This is a genomic window from Paraburkholderia kirstenboschensis (assembly GCF_904848585.1).
Classification (GTDB): domain Bacteria; phylum Pseudomonadota; class Gammaproteobacteria; order Burkholderiales; family Burkholderiaceae; genus Paraburkholderia; species Paraburkholderia kirstenboschensis.
Genome location: NZ_CAJHCR010000014.1, coordinates 100225 through 119381, shown reverse-complemented (window position 1 = coordinate 119381; position 19157 = coordinate 100225). Strand labels below are relative to the sequence as shown.

The window sequence follows — 19157 nt, the reverse complement described above, 5'->3', positions numbered from 1 at the left end:
GTTTGCCTGGTCATCTAATGTATTAAATGGCATTTGTATCCATGACAATAATTTGATTGTCATGATTCATCGGGCTACGCTTGTCCTTGCTCCTGGTCGATGAAAGGAAATGGGCAACATGGAACTGAACACCACCACAATCCTCGTCGCTTTCGCAGGTGTCTTTCTCATCTGCTTCATGAAAGGCTCCTTCGGTGGTGGCTTTGCCATCGTCGGTATTCCGCTGCTTTCGCTCGTGATGGATCCGGTGACGGCGGGAGGCTTGCTTGCCCCTTTGTTTATCGCGACGGATCTCTTCAGCCTCCGTTACTGGAAGCCATCCACGTGGTCGAAGCCCGATCTACTTGTGCTGCTGCCCGGGCTGGTAATCGGTATTGCGGTTGGCTATGGGTTATTCAGCGTGCTGGACCACCGCGCGATTGGGATCGCGATGGCAGCAGTCACCTTGATCTTTGTCGGCATGTGGGTCTTACGCGGCGGAGAAACCGCGGTTCGTCCGCGATCGTCATCCAAGGCTGTCACCGCTGGCTTCACGTCGGGCATCACCACTATGGTGGCGCACTCCGGCGGCCCGCCGCTGGCGATGTACCTGCTACCGCTTGGCCTTAGCAAACAGGTTTATGGCGGCACTACCAGCCTGTTCTTCACGGTAGGAAACATCATCAAGGCGGCACCATGGTTGGCTCTCGCCAGGCCGACCGCCGCGGTCTGGACGTTAATGGCGATCTGCCTGCTTGCCGTTCCTTCTGGCGTCTGGCTGGGGTGGCGCTTGCACGCAAAGTTGGACCAGCGGCAGATGTATCGTGCCTGCTACGGACTGCTGATACTCACGGCGGCCAAGCTGCTGTGGGATGGCGTATCAGGCTACCTTCGATGAGTCCACGGTATGCAAGTCAATAGCCCAGACAATCCGGGTGGACAGACTGCGCTCTTGCGCCTGCAGGTCAGTAGGTCAGTAGGTCAGTTCGGTAATAACCCGGGCCACTGTTTCCAGCGATCGTCGCAGTGTGGGCAGATCGACGGACCCGATTGCGAGGCGGATGGCATGAGGTACATGGGTCGATGTCGCGAACGGTAGGGCAGTTGACACAGAAATGCGCTCGCGCATCAGCGCCATCGCAACCGCGTCAGCCCGAACTTCCTGCGTCAGAGGAACCCAGATGAAGTAGGAAGCCGGATGGCTCACCGTCTTAAGCTTGCCGAGTGCTTCTGCGGCGAGGATTTGGCGCAGCGTGGCATCCTGCCGCTTCTCGTCTTCGAGCCGGGCCACCGTGCCGTCGTTTATCCAGTTGCAGGCGAGGGCCGTCATGGTTGCGGGAGTATTCCACGTCGTCGCGCGGATGACGCGCTCAAGTTTGGGAATCCATTCGCGTGGTGCGCAGACGAAGCCGACGCGCAGACCTGTCGCGACACTCTTCGACAAGCTCGTGACATGGATCGTCCGCTCCGGAGCAAGCGATGCCAACGTCGGCGGCGCATTTTCTGCGAGATATGCATAGGCGGCGTCCTCGATGAGGATCAGTCCATGCCGTCGAGCGATACTGACAAGCTCGCGGCGTCGGCTCGCGCTCGTTACCCAGCCAAGAGGGTTGTGCAGCGTCGGCATTGCATAAACGGCGCGTACGCGTCGTCGCTTGCACAGAGCGGTCAGTGCGTCGAGATCGGGGCCACGCCCTGCGGCCGGGATCGGCGCGAGTTCCAGTCGAGCGGCCTCGGCGGCCAGCTTGAACCCGGGGTAGGTCAGCGCGTCCACTGCCACCACGTCGCCGGGTTCGAGCAGTGCCATGGCGGCCGTCGTCAATCCGTGTTGCGCGCCGCTCACGAGCAACGTGGTTCCGGCCGTTGCCGTGACACCACGATTCGCCAGGTGGCGTGCCGCCGTAGCGCGCTCGTGTTCGCGACCGCCGTGCGGCTGGTATCGAAGCAGCGACTCCAGGTCGCCAGCCGCGGCGAGCTGGCGCAACGCGGCCCGGAGAAGCTCTGTCTGACCCGGCGCAGAGGGATAGTTGAAACTCAGGTCGATCGTAACGGCGCTCCAGGCGTGCAAATCGACGCCTTGACCGCGAGGGAGTGGCTCCCTGACGAAGGTGCCGCGGCCAGTTTCGCCGCTCACCAGACCCATCGTGTGAAGCTCCGCGTAGACGCGCGTCGCGGTGACCAGCGCCAGTCCCTCTTGAGCAGCCAGCTCGCGGTGCGTCGGCAGACGCGTACCGGGAAGCAGACGGCCATCGCGGATGTCAGCCGCCAGGCGGTCAACCACCCGCTTATAACGGGCCTCAGGCATGGTCAATGCATCCATGACAATGATTTAATTGTAGTGATTATCGGCCCTACAATGATCCTGTACAACCTCTTGATCCGGGCGATGGCGAATATCGCGCCATCGTCTAACGCGAGACAGCGGCTTTGACGCGGGGTTTTTCTCATGCCGGTCTCTTGTGCATATCTAGAAGGGCCGGCTCTCCCTTAAGACTGGGGGACGCAATCCTTCGGTTCACCGAAGTCCGTCGTCAAACAGCCTGCCTGCCTCTCGCACGGTCGGGTCGCACAACGAGCAGGACCCCAAGGCCGGAAATTCCCGTTCCGATCGCCATGGGCCATGAGAGTGGTTCGCCAAACATCGCCCATGCCCAGATTAGCGTGATCGGAGGACTCAGAAAGAGAACGCTCGTGACACGAGCAGACGAGGACCGCCGTAGACACGTCCAGTAAAGGCCCCATCCGCCAAGCGTCGCCAGAATGGCAGTCCACGCGACGCTGGCAGCAAACCCCACGGTTGCGATCGGCATGACATTGCCGTGCGATGCCTGCAGCCATAGAAAGATCGGGCAGGAGACGACGCTTTGCAGCCAAAGCATGCCCGGTGGGCTCAAACTTCCTGCGCGAGCCGTTGATCGTTGCTGCCAAACCGTAGCCGCCGCGAGCGAAATCATACCGGCAACCGGTAGTGCGTATGCCCATGCCGGCGCTGTTCCGAGCGCGACTGCGTCGCGACAGACAATGAGCATCCCTGCAAGGCCAAGCGCTAATCCGGCCCACACACTTCTTGGGCTGTGCTCACGGAAGACGCAGGTCGAAATAACTACTACGCCAACCGGTAGCAAGTCTGCAATGAGGGCGGCGAGACCGGTCGGAACCCCGAGCTCGATTCCTCTCGCGACGCCGGCGAGATAGCCCGCCGTCGCGAATACGCCGATGGTCGACTGCCGAATCAAAACGGGCCAAGGCGCACTCCGAATCTCCCGAGCGACGAAGGGAAAAAGACAGACAGAAATCGTTATGAACCGCCATAGCAACACCAGAAGTACTGGCGCGTAATCCGCCGAAAACCGCATTCCAACAAAGCCGGAACTCCATGTCAGGACCATCCCCGCCTCGAGCAAGGGCAGCGGCACGCGATCCGCGTCGCGCAAATGGGGCTTCAAGCTTGCATTGTGTGTCGATGTTCTTGCCATCCATGCAGATTAGTCCGCCGAGGTCGATTCGAAAATTGAAATATACTGACGTAGTCATTTAACGACATTAAACCATGAGCACCGTTCTCGACATTGATCTGCTGCGGACCTTTCACGCTGTCGCGCGGCTAGGACGCTTCCGCGCGGCGGCCGAGCTGGTCAACAGGAGCCCCGCGGCGGTGAGCATTCACATCCAGCGCCTCGAGGCTATCGCGGGCGGCAGGCTCCTCGAGCGGGACAATCAGTCGGTCACGTTGACGGCACTCGGCAAGCGGCTTCTGTCCAGTACGGGCGAGGTGCTTGCGGCGCACGATCGCGTTGTAGAAGAAATCAAGGGAAAGAGACTGGCCGGTCGGGTCATATTCGGCATACCGGATGAATACGCTGCGCATGTGATCCGCGACATCTTGCCGGGCTTCGCAACCAGTTGGCCCAACGTAGTTCTCGAAGTAAAGACGGCGCCAAGCTTCAAACTTCGCGACCAGCTCGGTCGCGGCAAGCTCGATCTGGCGATAGTCGTTCAGCCAGCAAAGGAAAGCAGGTCTGCGGATGTACTGACCGTGACAACGCCGGTTTGGGTCGGCAGCCCCAGCTTTGTGATCGATGACACCCGTCCGCTCCCTTTGGCGCTTTATGCCGAGCCATGTCCTTACCGTGCAGCCATGACGAGCGCACTGCAGTCAGCGGGACGGAAATGGCGGGTGATCCTGGACAGCGGATCGACACAGGTGATCAAGGCGTGTGTCGAATCCGGTCTGGCCGTGACGCTTCTCGATCGTGCACGGGTCAGCGGCGATATGCGGGTGCTCGACGGCCTGCCGCACATTGAAGACCATGATGTGGTTTTGATGCGCGGCGATAGGGACCGCACGACGGACGCAATGGAACTACTCGCAGCGACGCTACGGCAACGATTCAGACTTTAACGATGGCACACGGAGTTGACACGACTTCTTTCAGGGCTTCTCGGTCCGCGCATCGCCAACAACAGGCATCAAAAAGTTTACGGCGCACCTGGTTATGCGCCGTAATGGCAATGCGGCGCTCGCATATCCACGAGCGATCAAAGTTCCGGCTTCAGCCGATATAGCTCCGGCACGAGCGCAAGCAACAGACGCTTCCCGGAAAAGAGACGCGGCGAGATATGCGTGGCGACGTACCACGTCGCGGCGACGTTCATGCTTCGCAGCTTGAGATCGGGGCCGACCAGCGCGCTTGCAAAATGCAGGTCGCCCAGCGTCTTGCCGATGATCTCCTGCTTGATCCTCGCACGCGCCGGCGGATCGAGCGCAATGAACGACAGTTCCGACATCTCGTGAAGCAACCGGTACATGCTGTTGTAATGGTGCAGCGTTTTCGTCGTGAACATCGTCGAATCCATTCGCAGGCGTCTTTTGAATAACGCCTGGTTCAGCACGGCCAGCTTGAGCCTTTGCTGCAGCAGCAACGCGGCGAAAAAGTGATTGTCTTCGTACACGATGCCTTCCAGGAAGCGCAGATTTCCGATCGCCGAACGCCGCGCAATGAAGCAGCATGGCGATACGAAATACCGTCCTTGCCGCAACGACTCGACGACGAACTCTTCCGACCACAACGTCGCGGTTCCCAGCGGCCGCCGGTAACCATTCACTTCCTGCTTGTACATGGGCGCGTCGTTCGGGAACACAGCAGCCTCGAACATGACGGCGTCGATCCCGGGTTTGCTGAACTCCCGATAGCACACGCTCAACGTGTCAGTGTCGATAATGTCGTCGCTGTCCATGTAGTACACATAGGTGCCGGTCGCGAGCGAGGTGCCCAGATTGCGCGCCGCGGATTGCCCGCGGTTGGGCTGATAGACATAGGTGAAACGCGGGTCGCTATCGCAATAGCGTTGCGCAATCGCGGCGGTGCCATCCGTGGAGCCGTCATCCACGATGATCGTTTCGAAATCCGTGAAGGACTGGCCGGCGATGCTTGCGAGCGCATCGTCGAGATAGTTCTGCACGTTGTAAGCCGGCACGATGATGGAAAAAGCTGACATAGGGCACCTTGACTGTTTGATGAACCAGAACCGCACTCAACCTGCATCCGCGCCGCGTGGCTCCTGGCCTGCTGGCGACGCCACCGGTAAGAGACCCGCACCCCGCGAAGCGGGAGCGGCGCCGCGAAAGTACAGCCACACGAAGGCCACCGCACCGACCACTTCGGTCAGGATCACGGCCACGATCGTCCCCTTGGCGCCGCCGTAGCGGGTGAGCGGGACGACATAGAGAAGATGCAGAACCGTTGCGCCGACAAACACATTGGTAAGTGAACGCGCCCGTCCTTGCGCGAGCAGTCCCAGATCACCGAATACGACTGCCACGCTGATGATCGGCGGCAACACGGCCTCGAGTCTCAGCAGAGGAATCGACGCGTGAAACTGCGGTCCAATCCACGTTTCGATGCCCCACGCCGCGAGCAACTCGATACCGATAAAGAGGCTGATCGAGGTCGAGAACACGGCAATCATTGCCATACGCATCAGACGCTGCGCGGCTTGCGGATCGGACGCATGGTACTGGCTGATGCGCGGATAGAACGCCTGGCTGATCACCATGAACATGGCTTGCGCCGCCACGCGGATCTTGTCCGCCATTGCGAACTGGCCTACTACTTCCGGTCCGTGAAAGTAATTCAGCAGGATGGAATTGAAGTTCACATAAAAGCTGATCAATACAAAAGAGAGAAACAGTGGAAACCCGTCCTTCAACGCCTCGACAATCTTTCTCGTGGAGGTACCGACGAGTTTCACCAGTCGATTGCGATGGAGAATCCACAGCGCACAAATCGCGAGCAGCACATTGCCGAGACTCACGCCGAGTGCTGCGAGCGCCGCGTCGCCAGGACCTCTTACGGCGAGATACACGAAAGCGAGGCCGACGAGCCGTGAAAGAAACGTCGGCAAGACTAACGCGCGCATGCGTTCGAGGCCTTGAAACAGCCATATCGGCGTGACGGCGTTGGCGACGATGCCGAGAAACAGCGCGGCCAGCACGTCCGCATGCTCTCGCAGGTCTGGCACGAACAACACACCTGCAACGATCAGCAGAAGTGCTCCCACCACCAGCACGAGCCGCGCAGCCGACGTACTCGTGTAGACCTCGGCCAGTCCATGAGGGTCGCCGCGGCTGACAGAGACGAGCCTCGTTGCCGTGAAGTTGAAGCCGTAGTCGGTCAATAAGACCATGTATTGCGCAACCGCCTGACAATAGGCCAGTACACCAAACTCTCTTGCACCGAGTACATGGCCCAGGTACGGCAACATCAGCAACGGTACGATATAGTTGCCGCCCTGGATAAGAATGAGATAAAGCAGCGTCTTACGAATCGGAGTAGTCATAAAAATTGGTCTGATGCGATGTGGCTTTCCTCATGCGTGAACCGCTCTACAGGATCAGGTGCCGCTGCGCGCGGAATTCGGTGGGCGACATGCCATACCTTTCCTTGAAAAGACGGCCCAGGCGGTTGCCGTCGCCCATTCCGCACCGCCGTGCAATCTTTCCGATAGGAATGTTGGTGGAACTCAGCATTGTGCGGACAACTTCAAACCGCGTGCGCAGCAGGTACTCCAACGGCGTCATGCCGAACTCCTGCTTGAAACGACGCCGGAAATTGCGCTTGCTCATTGCCGCGGAATCCGCTGCCTGTGCAACGGAAATCGGCTTGCTGTAGTTTTCTTTTATCCAGCGCGCTGACTCTCGAACCTTGCTCGTTGTTGTGAGCGATTTCGCGTCGCCTTCGCGGGGCCTCGTGGGCTTGACCACATTCGTCTGCAGGTCGATGGCGACCTTGCGCGCAGTCTGCGGACCGAGATCGCGCTCTATCTGGGCGACGGCCAATTCAGCCGGTGTCGCGCCGCTCGCGCGAGGGCCCGCAACCTCATCGTCGAACAGAACGACGGGTACTGCCAGCCGCGAGGCGTTTTTATAAACCACCGCGAGCTTGGAGCCCTGCGTGATGCGAAGCGATGCAATGGCCCCCTGACGGGTAATCCACGAATGAAGGCGATCGGTCGGCTCCGTTGTCACCGTCGTGTCGCGGCACGCCACGAAGAACGCATGAAAGTCGCTGATGCTGTAATGGTTAAGTTGTTCCGTGCCAATCGAGATGCCGCAGGAGCTGGTGACGAGGCCCCCCTGGTCCGACAATACGGTCAGACGGTAGGGCGCCTGTTTGCCCCGGGCGAGTTCTGCCGCGTTAGCCAGGCGGAAAGCGTCCCCAATGGCGCCCGCGGTCGCCGTGAAGAAGTTCTGGGACACCAGAAGGCCAATGTGTTTCGACGGTTGTGAGTAGTCGAGTTTCTCATTGACGCGCAGACTTGAGAATTCAACAAGATCCATCACGATTAGGGCTCCCAATGTATTTATCAAATGCACATAGCCGGTCGGGCGATAGCTGCATTGTAGTAACAGCGGATTGGGCAAACTTCCGCTTGATCGGCGGTACAGCCGCCAATTGCTTGTCGCGTATCGCCAATACGCGGCCCTCTCAAACGCCGTCATTCACGCCGCATTGCGGCCCTGACAGCTGCTGCAATCGTCGAGACGATCCGCAGCGGAATCAATACGATCGCCACGGCGACGAAAACGACGATCACAGCCAAAACATAAACAGTTGCAAACCCAATCAATATCGACGTGAACGCGAACCTTTCGGCACGCGATGCCAACGGCAGGTCACGCCAATTGCCATGCGGACCGCCTTCTTGCATGGTCGCTCCCGCTCAGGCGGAACCTGTGCGTGCGCGGCGGCGGAATTCCGTTGGTGAGACCTTGAAACGTTTGCGAAATAGCTTCGCGAGTTGCGATCCGTTGCCCATGCCGCTGCGGCGAGCAATCTTGTCGACGGGCAGGTCGCACTCGGCCAGCAGCCGGCACGAGCGCTCGAGGCGAGCCCTCAGCAAATACTCGGAGGGTGTCGTGCCTATCTGGTGCCGGAATCTGCGCAGAAAAGTCCGCTCGCTCATAGCAGCGGCTTGAGCGACCTCAGCGATCGAGATGTCGTGCTCGCAGTTTTCGGTGAGCCATTGCGCGGAAGCGTGGATCTTCTCGTCTTCCCTTTTCGGCTTTCCCGACTGCGCAGAACTTCGGGGACTTACGTACGGAAAAAAGCTGATGCGTATTTCCGCAGGTCGGGCAATCACTGCGCCATGATCTGTGTGGTCAAGGATCCATACCGGCGCAATTAAGTCTTGACAATCCAGACTGGACCTCACGATAGATGCAAGCGTTGCATCCGTATCCGGCGCAATAAGCATCTGCAGCTGATCGGTGCCGCCATGTACGCGACGGCGAATAGGCGCAGTACTTCCGGTAGCGACTCTTTCGAGATTCGTTTCGTCAAAGCCGGCTTCAAGATCACGGCTGGAAACGATATCTATATGTGCATTCGTATTAATTAGACGAAGCACTTGCGCCGCATTATCCATTGGTAGGAGGCAACTAGCGGGGCCGACTTTATTCATGCTGTCTCCTGATGTTCAAGGTCTAACGATTTATTGATTGAATGCCGGTCAGGTATGACAGTGCTTTATAGGGACGTGGGCGAAGAAGCGTCGAGGACGATGCTTACGCAATCTTTCTTCGTTGGAGTTGATTGAAAGGATACGCTGTATGGCTGGTTGCGTGCTCACCTAAATTCAGCCTCAAACAGCCAACCTTGGCTGACAACGCAGACGTGCGTTATAGCGTGCCGCTCAGTGCGGGAGAGCGAACGCCGAGGCGTTGAAAGTTCAACTTGATTACCCTGAAAAAGCCCCTAAATTCTCTGCAAAAGCGGGGAGAAGACCGCCTCATCAATAAATCTTAAAGAAATATGAGTAGGAAAACGAAATAAGTTGCCACCCTGCATGAGTAAGCCAGGTATTACCCGATCGTGTCACCGTCCGACAACATCGGGTGTGTATCGGTCAGTACTTTCATTCCGCACACGGTACCGCTCAACCGGCGTCGGTGTGCAATGCCGCCTCCTTTGTGGAGCTGGGCGTCTCGTTCAGCGAAGAGTGCCGCTGCAACGCGTTTGATGCTTCGAGTCCTGCGTATTTCCGGATCACGTTGCGGGTGATCTGCTGGACTACACCATTGCTCTTCGCCGCGCTATCCATTAGCGCGCGGGCCCAGTCGGTCGTGCCTACGTTAAAGACTTCTCCTTCGCTGCGGCGGCCGTCACGAAGCAGCGGACGGAATATACCGATCGCGCCCGCTCCGCCCATCTCCCAGCCAACGAGCCGATCTGTAACCGCTAGCGTTTCGAACGCATCATCGGTCCATTCGGGCGGCATGCCGTCGACTTCATATCCGACGAGCCGATCTTCCGCACCAAACGTCTCGTCCTTTTGCAACTGAGTACCGGCGAATACCCAATGTTCTGGCCGCTTGACGGTAAAGCCGACTGCCCGACGCTCGCATTTGACCCATCGGCGACGCCAGCGCGACCACGTGCCCCAGTGGCCGCCTCCGTGCTTATAAGTCAGTCCTATCAGATTGCTTTCATTGCCGCTTACTCGCGGATCGAGGTCGATCCGCTCTTTGAGCACGTCCCAGTTGTCCGAGAGCTTGCGCATCTCGGTGAGCTGACCCGGCTCCGAGCCGATGAACCGCACTGGTCGGTAACACGTATTGCCACTGAAAACAGCGACGTTTCCGCCCTGCGTGACGAAATACGCGACGTGTGCGCGCATTTCTTCGCTCCAGTACTCGTGATGACCCACGCTCAGCATGCAGCGGTAGTGTGTCAGGTCGAGGGCTGTCGCACTGTGCAGGTCGAGATCCGTGTAGAAGTCGCAAGCAATGCCTTCCTTGCGCAGCCATCGGATGAACTTGGCGTCCCAATGTGCGAACTGTTGACGGGTCGAGCGCGTGTCGTACGGATCGACCGGTTCGCCCAGGCGTGCACCTAGCCCGCCGCCGGGGCGGCGCAGGCTGACTTTGTTCGCAGCCCGATAGCGGTGGACGCGATCGTCATAGAAGCTGGCGCCGCCCGTCGAGTTATAAGCGTGATAAGTGGCCGTCGGAACGATATACGCAAGTGCCGCCGTCGGAGTGCGCGGACGGGCGATCACAAGCGCCATGCTGTCGCTGTCGGGGCGGGCTGCGAATATCGGCCGGTGCGCGGCGCACGCCTGGCCGAGCTCGTGAGCCGGCTTGCCGTCGGCGTCGACTTCATAGGCGATCGCCACATATGCGCCGGTCTGCAAGTCGGTCATGTTCGGCCGGATTGTGATTGTCGGCCAGTTCCAGTCCTCGTCGAAGCGCATCCGCACGTTATTGCCCGCGGACTCGAATAAGTACTTGCCGTCCTTCAACGTTGCCGTCACACCGTTCTTGCCTGCGACGACCACGCCACACAGACTCGTGAGCGAGTCGTCGTCCTGTTGCTGATAGATGGCGACGCTAAAGCGCGTGTTCGGCTGCACGGCAAGTTCGAAGCACGTTCCAGCAGTGAAGCTCGGATTGATCGGATAAATCTGCATGCTCGCTTCCTCGCGCTATCAAGCCGGTTGTGGCTGGCTTAATCAATTCCCAATTGCATTTGCGACGCACGATCGTTGTCATGCATCCGTTTGCTTGTACACACAAACTGTCGGTGCATCTGTGCGCTACGCCTCATTCGACAGTGACTGACTTCGCCAGATTGCGCGGCTTGTCGACATCGGTGCCGCGCGCGCAGGCCGTGTGGTACGCAAGCAGCTGCATCGGCACCACGTGGAGAATCGGCGACAAACAGCCGTAGTGCTTTGGCATGCGGATTACCCGAAGGCCATCGTCGCTCGCAATGCGCGAATCTTCGTCTGCGAATACATACAATTGGCCGCTGCGCGCCCGCACTTCCTGTATGTTCGATTTCAGCTTGTCGAGTAGTGCGTCGTTAGGGGCGATCGCCACAACGGGCATCTGGCTCGTCACCAGCGCGAGCGGTCCGTGCTTCAATTCGCCGGCCGGATAGGCTTCGGCGTGTACGTATGAGATTTCCTTCAGCTTCAATGCGCCTTCCAGAGCAATCGGATAATGCAGGCCGCGCCCGAGAAAGAGGGCATGCTCGGTGCGCGCGAACGCTTCAGCCCAGGCAATGATTTGCGCTTCCAGCGCGAGTACGCTGTTCAGGCGTGCCGGCAAGTGATGCAGTTGGTCCAGATACTCGGCCTCCTGCGCCGCCGGAAGGCGCCCGCGCTGCTTGCTGAGCGTAAGCGCCAGCAGGAACAATGCGACGAGCTGTGTCGTAAAGGCTTTCGTCGACGCAACGCCGATTTCCGGTCCCGCACTCGTCAGATGCTGGAATTGCGCCTGGCGCATCATCGTGCTGCTTGCGACGTTGCAGATAGCCAGCGTGTGCCGGTGACCCTGCGATTGAGCATGTTTCAGAGCCGCGAGGGTGTCGGCCGTCTCGCCCGACTGCGACACGACCACCACTAGCGTATGAGGATTGGCGACACTGCTGCGATACCGGTATTCGCTGGCGACTTCCACCTGCGTCGGTACTTTGGCAAGCGATTCGAACCAGTACTTTGCGGTCATGCCCGCGTAATAACTCGTGCCGCACGCGACGATCAGCAGCGAGTCGATTTCGCGGAAGGCGTGCCTTGCGCCAGGTCCGAATAAGTCAGCTGAGATCGAATGCACCGCCTCGATCGCGTCGGCAATCACGCTGGGCTGCTCGAAGATCTCCTTGTGCATGTAATGCCGGTAGGGGCCGAGCTCCACCGCGTGGGTGTTCGAGTGTTGGAGCTTGACTTCGCGCTCGACGGTATTGCCGCGCTGATCGACGACTCGCACGCCGTCCAGCGTCAATTCCGCCATGTCGCCTTCTTCCAGATAAATGAACTTCTCGACGGTACCGGCGAGCGCCATTGCGTCCGACGCCAGATAGTTGCCCTGGTCGCCGAGACCGACGACGAGCGGGGAGCCCGCCCGAGCGCCGATAACGCGGTGCGGGTCATCTCTCGCGAATACCGCAATGGCGTACGCGCCCTGCAGCCGTGCAAGGGCATGCCGCACGGCCGAAAGCAGGTCGCCCGAGGCCTCCTTTTGCCACGCATGATGAATCAGATGAGCGACGACTTCCGTGTCCGTTTCGGATTCGAACAGGTAGCCCAGTACTTTCAGTTCTTCGCGCAACGACTCGTGGTTTTCGATAATGCCGTTATGGACGATGGCGATTTCGCCGCTTGAGAAGATCGGATGTGCATTCCTCGCGACAGGCGCACCATGAGTGGCCCATCTTGTATGTGCGATACCGATCATTCCGGATAAGTTTGCTTGCGCAACTTCGGTGGCGAGATTCGCAACGCGCGCGACACTACGCACCCTCCGCAGCGCGCCTTGCTGAAGAACGGCGATGCCACACGAGTCGTAGCCGCGATATTCGAGCCGCCGCAATCCTTCGGTCAACATCGAAGTGACATCGCGCCGATCCACTGCTCCTACTATTCCGCACATGGAAGACCCCTTATTCGCAGCGGTTCGGACACCAACGGACTGAAGTATCAGGTCTGTTGCATTGCAACCAAGCATAGACACCGCAATACGAACCGCGCCGGGCGCGGCGCGAAACGTTGAACCGTTGTCCGGTAAATAGGCATGCAGTTTTCGGGCGCAACAACCTTGAAACATAATCATGCCGTTCTGTCATTAAGCAAATGATATTGATGCTATCGCGCAATGCGTATTAAACGGTGAGAATGCGTCGCACTACCGCATTTACATTTAAGGAGCGATCGAACATGTATGCGATTACCGGTGTGACAGGGCAGGTTGGTGGCGCGGCGGCACGTGCATTGTTAGCTGCGGGACATGAAGTGCGCGCTGTGTTGCGCGACGAGAAGAAGGCGGCGCATTGGAAGGAGCGTGGCGCCGATGTGGCGATAGCATCATTTGAAGACGCCGATGCGCTCGCCGCAGCCTTTCGCGGCACCGCAGGCGTATTCGTGATGATTGCGCCGAACTTCGCGCCGCAGCGTGGTTATCCAAACGCACACGCCGCAGCCGCGGTACTGAAAGAAGCACTGACTCAGGCGCGGCCTGAGCGCGTTGCGGCGTTGTCTTCGGTTGGCGGCCAGCGTGGGTCGGGCCTCGGGCTCATCACGCAGGTACATATTCTCGAAGAGGCACTCGCGGACCTGCCGCTGCCCACCGCCATTATGCGGCCCGCCTGGTTCATGGAAAACTCGTTGTGGGACATCGCGCCGGCGCGCGACACCGGCATCATGTCGAGTTTTCTTCAGCCGCTCGAACTCGCGTATCCGATGGTCGCGACGGCCGATATTGGCCAGGTCATCGCAGATACGCTTGCACAGTCGTGGCAAGGGCGGCGCGTGATCGAGATCGAGGGTCCGCAGCGCTACACACAGCACGAAATCGCGGCGCTGCTTGGGCGGGTGCTAAAGCGTGACGTGAAGGCACAAGCGGTGCCGCGCGATCAATGGGAAGCGCTGTTTCAGGCGCAAGGCACGGCGTGGCCCGCGCCACGCATTGAAATGATCGACGGCTTCAACTCCGGCTGGATCGATTTCGAACCGGGCGTCAACGAGCATGTGGTCGGCGAGACTGCCTATGAGACAGTGCTGTCCGAACTCGTCAAGCGCGCTGGCTAGTCGGTGAGGAGGATGCAAACGCAAACGGCGAATAGCGCTGCGCAATGTTTTAAAACCAGATGGTGACGCGCTATTCGCAATGCGTTAATTCACCACGAATGTCTGTGCGCTGCCGCTCATTCTCAATTAGAAAATTGACTGGCCCGTATAGGTCGTCAACCATTCGAGTGCGAGAACTCCGGCGAGTGAATTGCCATTCGCATCGAGCCCGGGCGACCACACGCACACTGCCATTTCTCCGGGCAACACCGCGACGATTCCCCCGCCCACGCCGCTCTTAGCAGGCAAGCCGACACGGTAAACGAAATCGCCGGCTGCGTCGTAAGTGCCGCACGTTAGCATCAGGGCGGAAAGACGTTTCGCGGAACTGGTGTCGAGAATGCGCTCGTCAGTGGACTGCGCCACGCCATGATTGGTCAGGAACAGTGCCGCTTTCGCGAGTTCAACGCAGCTCATGGAAATCGCGCATTGGCGGCAATACGCATCGACCACGACCTCCGGCGGCATTTCCATATTGCCGAAGCTCGCCATGAAATGCGCCATCGCGCGATTGCGGTGGGCGTGCTGCAACTCCGATTGGGCGACGCTCAAATCGTAGTCGATGCTCGTTTCGCCTGTTAAGCGCCGCATGAATTCGACGAGCGCGGTTTCCGCCTGCACAAAGCGCCGGCACAGCACGTCGGTGACGATCAATGCGCCCGCATTGATGAACGGATTGCGTGGCTTGCCGTGCTCCGCTTCCAGTTGAACCAGTGAATTAAAGGCGTTGCCCGACGGTTCGCGACCGACACGCTGCCACAACTCGTCGTCGAGCAGCCGGAACGCCATTGTGCAGGCGAATAGCTTCGAAATGCTTTGAATGGAAAAACGCGTGTCCGCTTCGCCGGTGGTGAATACTTCGCCGGATGCAGTGACGATCGCCATGCCGAAGCTGTCGGCGGGGACCGTCGCAAGTTGCGGAATGTAATCGGCGACTTTGCCGGTGCCGAGGAAAGGCCGCAAGTCGCGATGGATCTGTTCGAGGATGGATGCGTAGTTCATGAGGCTCAACCCTGTGGAGCCGCGATTCTACTGGCAAGCATCCGCAATGTGTTGACGCGGGCGCCGCGCGGAGCTTCGAGAGCCGCAGCGGCGCCCGCGCTGCCGTCAATGCGCGCCGGCTGCGTCCTGACTGCCGCCCTTCGCGGGTCGAGTGATCCAGATCAGCGGAATGATCAGAATGAAGATGACCGCCGATACAAAGAAGATGTCGTTCAGGCCCATCATCGCCGCCTGCGTATTCACAGTGAAATCGAATAGTGCGTGCGCCGATTGCGTGTTCATATGCAGCAGCGACTGCGTCGAATCGATCTGCTGGTTGAACACCGGGTTGTTCACGGAAGCGCGTTCGGTGAGCCTTTCATGATGCAGCACCGTGCGGTTGTTCCAGGCATTGCCCGCAACCGAAGTACCCACCGCGCCGCAAAACACGCGAGCGAAGTTCGACAGGCCGGCCGCCGCCGGAATCTTGCTGGGCGGCTGGCCGGAGAGAATGATCGACGTCAGCGGCACGAAGAAGAGCGCCATTGGAATGCCTTGCAATAGCGTCGGTATCACGAGGTGCCAGGTGTCGATTTCAATCACGTACTTCGAGCGCATATAGAAGACGATCGCGAAGCCGACGAAAGCCATCGTCGCGATGATGCGCGCGTCCGAGCGCGGCAGCACGCGGCCCATTACCGGCGCGAGAATCACGGCGAAAATCCCGAGCGGCGCGGTGACGAGACCCGCGTCGACCGAGCGGTAATTCAGGTACTCCTGCATCCACTGCGGCAACAACACGAGATTGCCGAAAAAGACGCCATACGCAACTGAAATGGCAATCGTGCCGCCGAGAAAGTTACGCTGCTGAAAAAGCCGCAAATCGACGATCGGGTTCTCTTCTGTCAATTCCCACACGAGAAAGAATGCGAAGCTGATAAGCGCGGTAATGCCGAGGATCACGATGACCGGCGACGCGAACCAGTCGAGATCCTTGCCCTTGTCGAGCATGATCTGCAGCGAAGCCACCCACGTGATCAGCAGGCCGAGCCCGACCACGTCGATTGGCGGCTTGCGGGTGGGCGACTCGCGAGTGCGATAGATCATCCACGTGACGCCGGCGGCGAACAGGCCCACCGGGATGTTGATGTAGAAAATCCATGACCAGCTGTAGCTGTCGGTGATCCAGCCGCCGAGCGCCGGGCCAGCGATCGGACCGACGGTGGCGGTCATCGCCCATAGCGCGAGCGCGGTCGACGCTTTCTCCTTTGGATACGAGCCGAGCAGAATGGCTTGCGAAAGCGGAATCAGCGGGCCGGCCACCGCGCCCTGGAAAACCCGCGCGAGCAGCAGTATGGGCAGCGTCGGCGCAATGCCGCACAGCCACGAGGCGAGCACGAACATCAGGATCGCGCCGACAAACAGCTTCACCTGGCCGATGCGCTGCGTGAGCCAGCCGGTGAGCGGAATCGAAACGGCATTGGCCGCGGCGAACACGGTGATGACCCAGGTGCCCTCGTCGACGGAAACGCCCAGGTTGCCCGAAATGGTCGGAATGGCGACGTTCGCAATCGACGTGTCGAGCACGTTCATGAATGTGGCGAGCGCGACGGCAATGGTCGCGAGCACCAGTTGCCCGCCTTGCAGAGGCGGCGGAGGGGCGGGTGGAGCGGACGCAGGCGCAGAAGACGCTGCGGACGGTGGTTGGCTCAAGACATTCTCCCGGATCGATGTGCCACGGACCTCGCGCGCCGGTACGCCCGCGCTGCTGCGTGGGCATGCGTCGATTGTGTGTCGCTAACGTGTCGCCAATGCGCCGCCAATGCGCCGCTCATGCGACATGCGGCGACAGCCAGCGACAGCCAACGACACACAGTGACGCGGGCCCGCTGGATGCTCGCAAAAGGATACCTGTATTCATCTTTCGACGTCGCCGACGCGCGCAAGCCGACGCGGCACGAGCAAAGCCGACAGCGTATGCTCGCGGCTAGGGCCGAACCGGACTGCATCTTGCCGCAGTTTGCGATGTAGCAGGCGGCCGCCATCAACCGCAATTCAAAGAGAGCAAAGGAACGCAATATGGCCTGGGAGCAATTCGAACACGGCTGGCGGCGCGCGCCACTGACTGCGCCTGCCAAGGGACTGGTAGTGCTGATGCACGGCGTGGGCAGCAACGCGCGCGATCTGATGCCGCTCGCAGATATTTGGAGCGAGCGTTTGCCCGATGTCGCCTTTACGTCGCTCGACGGCACCGATCCGTTCGATGGCGGTTTCGGCGGGCGTCAGTGGTTCAGTTTGCGTGACATTAGCGAAGGCAACCGCGAAGCGCGCGCGGCGACGGCCTACGCAGCCCTGCGCCGCATGCTCGAGGCTGAACTCGCGCATTGGCAGCTTGCTTTCGGACGGCTTGCGCTCGTCGGCTTTTCGCAAGGTTCCATCATGGCGCTGCATCATGCGGCAACGAGCGCGGAGGGCGCCGCATGCGTCGTCGCCTACTCGGGGCGGCTCGCTTCGCCCGTCACCGCGAATAACGGCACACCGCTCACGTTGATTCACGGCGAGGAAGACGAGGTGATCCCAGTGCAGGAGCTCGAATACGCCGCCGACGCGTTCAGCGCGGCCGGCTACACCGTCGACGCCTATGCGTTGCCGGGCGTCGGCCACACGATCAGCGCGGACGGCGTCGCGCTCGGCGAGCAGGCGTTGGAGCGCACGCTGGGCGCTTTGTCGCGCGAATGATACGGCTCGTTTGAAAAGCGGCCCTAAAGATATCGATCTGTTTGCCGTTAACTGCTCATAGCACGAAAATCACGCCGGCCGCGGGACTGCGCAGTGCCCACGGCAGGGGTGACCGGGGGCGCACTTTTCACGCTGTCGTGCATGGGCGCTAACGACGCAAACTAGCGACGCAACTGAGCGACGCCACCAGGCGACGCTACTGAGCGACACAACAGAGCCTTCTTATGGCCAGACCGACGCCGCATCACCCGCTTTTCGACCGACTGTTCCGCCAGGCCGTGACGGTAGACCTCGGCACGGCCAATACCCTCATTTACACCGACGACGGCGGCATCGTGCTGAATCAGCCGTCGGTTGTCTGCTTCGAGAAAGATCACTCAACCGGCCCAAAACGCGTCACGGCGGTGGGCGCCGAGGCGCGCCAGCTTCTCGGCCGGGCGCCGCGCAATCTGGAAGCCGTAAGGCCCATGCGTCATGGCGTGATCGCCAACTTCTCAGCCGCGGAGCACATGATCCGGCAGTTCGTCGATATGGCACGTCCGCGGCAATTGTTCAGCCGGCGCGCAGCATTCACGCTGTGCGTGCCGGCGAGCGCGACTCAGGTCGAACGTCGCGCGATCAAGGAAGCGGCTGTCGCGGCCGGCGCATGGAAGGTGAGTCTGATCGGCGAATCGCTGGCGTCGGCTGTCGGCGCGGGTTTGCCGGTGTCCGATGCGACCGGCTCGATGGTCGTCGATATCGGCGGCGGCACCACGGAAGTCGGCGTGATCACGCTCGGCGGCACCGCGTATAGCGGCTCGATCCGCGTGGGCGGCGACACCTTCGACATGGCGATCATCAGTTACGTGCGCAATCTCTATGGCGTGCTGCTCGGCGAGCAAACCGCCGAGCATGTGAAGAAGAACATCGGTTCGGCTGTGCGCGATGTGCCGGCCGAGCACATGAACGCGACCGGGCGCAGCGTCGACGACGGTTTGCCGCGCACGGTGCAACTGAGCAATCACGATATTGCCGACGCGATAGAAGGACCGCTGCGCCAGGTGATCGGCGCCGTGAAGCGCGGGCTGGAAATGGCGCCCGCCGAACTCGCCACCGACATCGCGCACAACGGCATCGTGCTCACGGGCGGCGGTGCGCTGCTCGCGAATCTGGAGCGGCGCCTCTCGAACGAGATCGGCCTTGAGGTGCGCGTGGCCGACGAGCCGCTCACGTGCGCGGTGCGCGGCGCGGGCGCGGCAGCCGCCGCCGGCTTGCTGGAAGAGTTCGCTTACGAGTGAGTTGACCGTAGCCTGCCGCGTTCTTTCGCGCAACGCAGGCGTTTCGCGCAGCGC

Annotated in this window: 16 protein-coding genes; 5 read left to right on the top strand and 11 right to left on the bottom strand. The window is 60.1% G+C overall.

Annotation, left to right across the window (positions count from 1 at the left end; genetic code table 11):
* Positions 1–118 precede the first annotated feature (118 nt).
* Positions 119–877 (top strand): sulfite exporter TauE/SafE family protein, encoded by a 759-nt coding sequence (locus tag JMY24_RS28040; protein WP_128597101.1) that lies wholly within the window; start codon positions 119–121, stop codon positions 875–877.
* 75 nt (positions 878–952) lie between these two features.
* On the opposite strand, the gene JMY24_RS28035 is transcribed toward JMY24_RS28040, so the two are convergent.
* Entirely contained in the window at positions 953–2284 is a 1332-nt protein-coding gene (locus tag JMY24_RS28035) for an aminotransferase-like domain-containing protein (protein ID WP_128597100.1), read from the bottom strand.
* 226 nt (positions 2285–2510) lie between these two features.
* Positions 2511–3368, bottom strand: coding sequence for a DMT family transporter (locus JMY24_RS28030; protein ID WP_413231276.1), 858 nt, complete (start codon positions 3366–3368; stop codon positions 2511–2513).
* A 161-nt stretch (positions 3369–3529) separates the two neighbouring features.
* Between JMY24_RS28030 and JMY24_RS28025 the strand changes: the two genes are divergently transcribed.
* A complete protein-coding gene (locus JMY24_RS28025) occupies positions 3530–4381 on the top strand; it encodes a LysR family transcriptional regulator (protein ID WP_201703308.1) in 852 nt (283 codons plus the stop codon).
* 137 nt (positions 4382–4518) lie between these two features.
* Here the strand turns inward: JMY24_RS28025 and JMY24_RS28020 are convergent, their stop codons facing one another.
* The 7 genes from JMY24_RS28020 to glmS form a co-directional block, all read right to left on the bottom strand.
* Positions 4519–5478, bottom strand: a complete 960-nt coding sequence (locus JMY24_RS28020; protein WP_128597099.1) for a glycosyltransferase family 2 protein — start codon at positions 5476–5478, stop codon at positions 4519–4521.
* A gap of 36 nt (positions 5479–5514) precedes the next feature.
* A complete protein-coding gene (locus tag JMY24_RS28015; RefSeq protein WP_128597098.1) occupies positions 5515–6819 on the bottom strand; it encodes a flippase in 1305 nt (434 codons plus the stop codon).
* 46 nt (positions 6820–6865) lie between these two features.
* Positions 6866–7819, bottom strand: a complete 954-nt coding sequence (locus JMY24_RS28010; RefSeq protein WP_201703328.1) for a GlxA family transcriptional regulator — start codon at positions 7817–7819, stop codon at positions 6866–6868.
* Between the two features lie 158 nt (positions 7820–7977).
* Positions 7978–8190, bottom strand: coding sequence for a hypothetical protein (locus JMY24_RS28005; protein WP_128587592.1), 213 nt, complete (start codon positions 8188–8190; stop codon positions 7978–7980).
* 12 nt (positions 8191–8202) lie between these two features.
* Positions 8203–8943: a helix-turn-helix domain-containing protein gene (locus JMY24_RS28000; protein WP_201703307.1), complete on the bottom strand. Its 741-nt coding sequence runs from the start codon at positions 8941–8943 to the stop codon at positions 8203–8205.
* A 474-nt stretch (positions 8944–9417) separates the two neighbouring features.
* Entirely contained in the window at positions 9418–10950 is a 1533-nt protein-coding gene (locus tag JMY24_RS27995; protein WP_128597097.1) for a N,N-dimethylformamidase beta subunit family domain-containing protein, read from the bottom strand.
* Positions 10951–11083: 133 nt separating this feature from the next.
* On the bottom strand, positions 11084–12913 hold the full coding sequence (glmS, locus tag JMY24_RS27990; protein WP_128597096.1) for a glutamine--fructose-6-phosphate transaminase (isomerizing): 1830 nt from the start codon (positions 12911–12913) through the stop codon (positions 11084–11086).
* A 284-nt stretch (positions 12914–13197) separates the two neighbouring features.
* On the opposite strand from glmS, the gene JMY24_RS27985 reads away from it, so the two are divergent.
* A complete protein-coding gene (locus JMY24_RS27985; RefSeq protein ID WP_128597095.1) occupies positions 13198–14067 on the top strand; it encodes an NmrA family NAD(P)-binding protein in 870 nt (289 codons plus the stop codon).
* A 126-nt stretch (positions 14068–14193) separates the two neighbouring features.
* On the opposite strand, the gene JMY24_RS27980 is transcribed toward JMY24_RS27985, so the two are convergent.
* Both JMY24_RS27980 and JMY24_RS27975 read right to left on the bottom strand, forming a co-directional pair.
* Entirely contained in the window at positions 14194–15108 is a 915-nt protein-coding gene (locus JMY24_RS27980; RefSeq protein ID WP_128597094.1) for a glutaminase, read from the bottom strand.
* A 105-nt stretch (positions 15109–15213) separates the two neighbouring features.
* Entirely contained in the window at positions 15214–16800 is a 1587-nt protein-coding gene (locus JMY24_RS27975; protein ID WP_128597093.1) for a DHA2 family efflux MFS transporter permease subunit, read from the bottom strand.
* A 366-nt stretch (positions 16801–17166) separates the two neighbouring features.
* Here JMY24_RS27975 and JMY24_RS27970 point away from each other — a divergent pair, with 366 nt between their 5' ends.
* Together JMY24_RS27970 and mreB are read left to right on the top strand one after the other, a co-directional pair.
* Complete coding sequence (locus JMY24_RS27970) at positions 17167–17826, top strand: alpha/beta hydrolase (RefSeq protein ID WP_128587607.1); 660 nt, start codon at positions 17167–17169, stop codon at positions 17824–17826.
* A gap of 224 nt (positions 17827–18050) precedes the next feature.
* On the top strand, positions 18051–19103 hold the full coding sequence (gene mreB, locus JMY24_RS27965; protein WP_201703306.1) for a rod shape-determining protein: 1053 nt from the start codon (positions 18051–18053) through the stop codon (positions 19101–19103).
* The last annotated feature ends 54 nt before the right edge of the window (positions 19104–19157 follow it).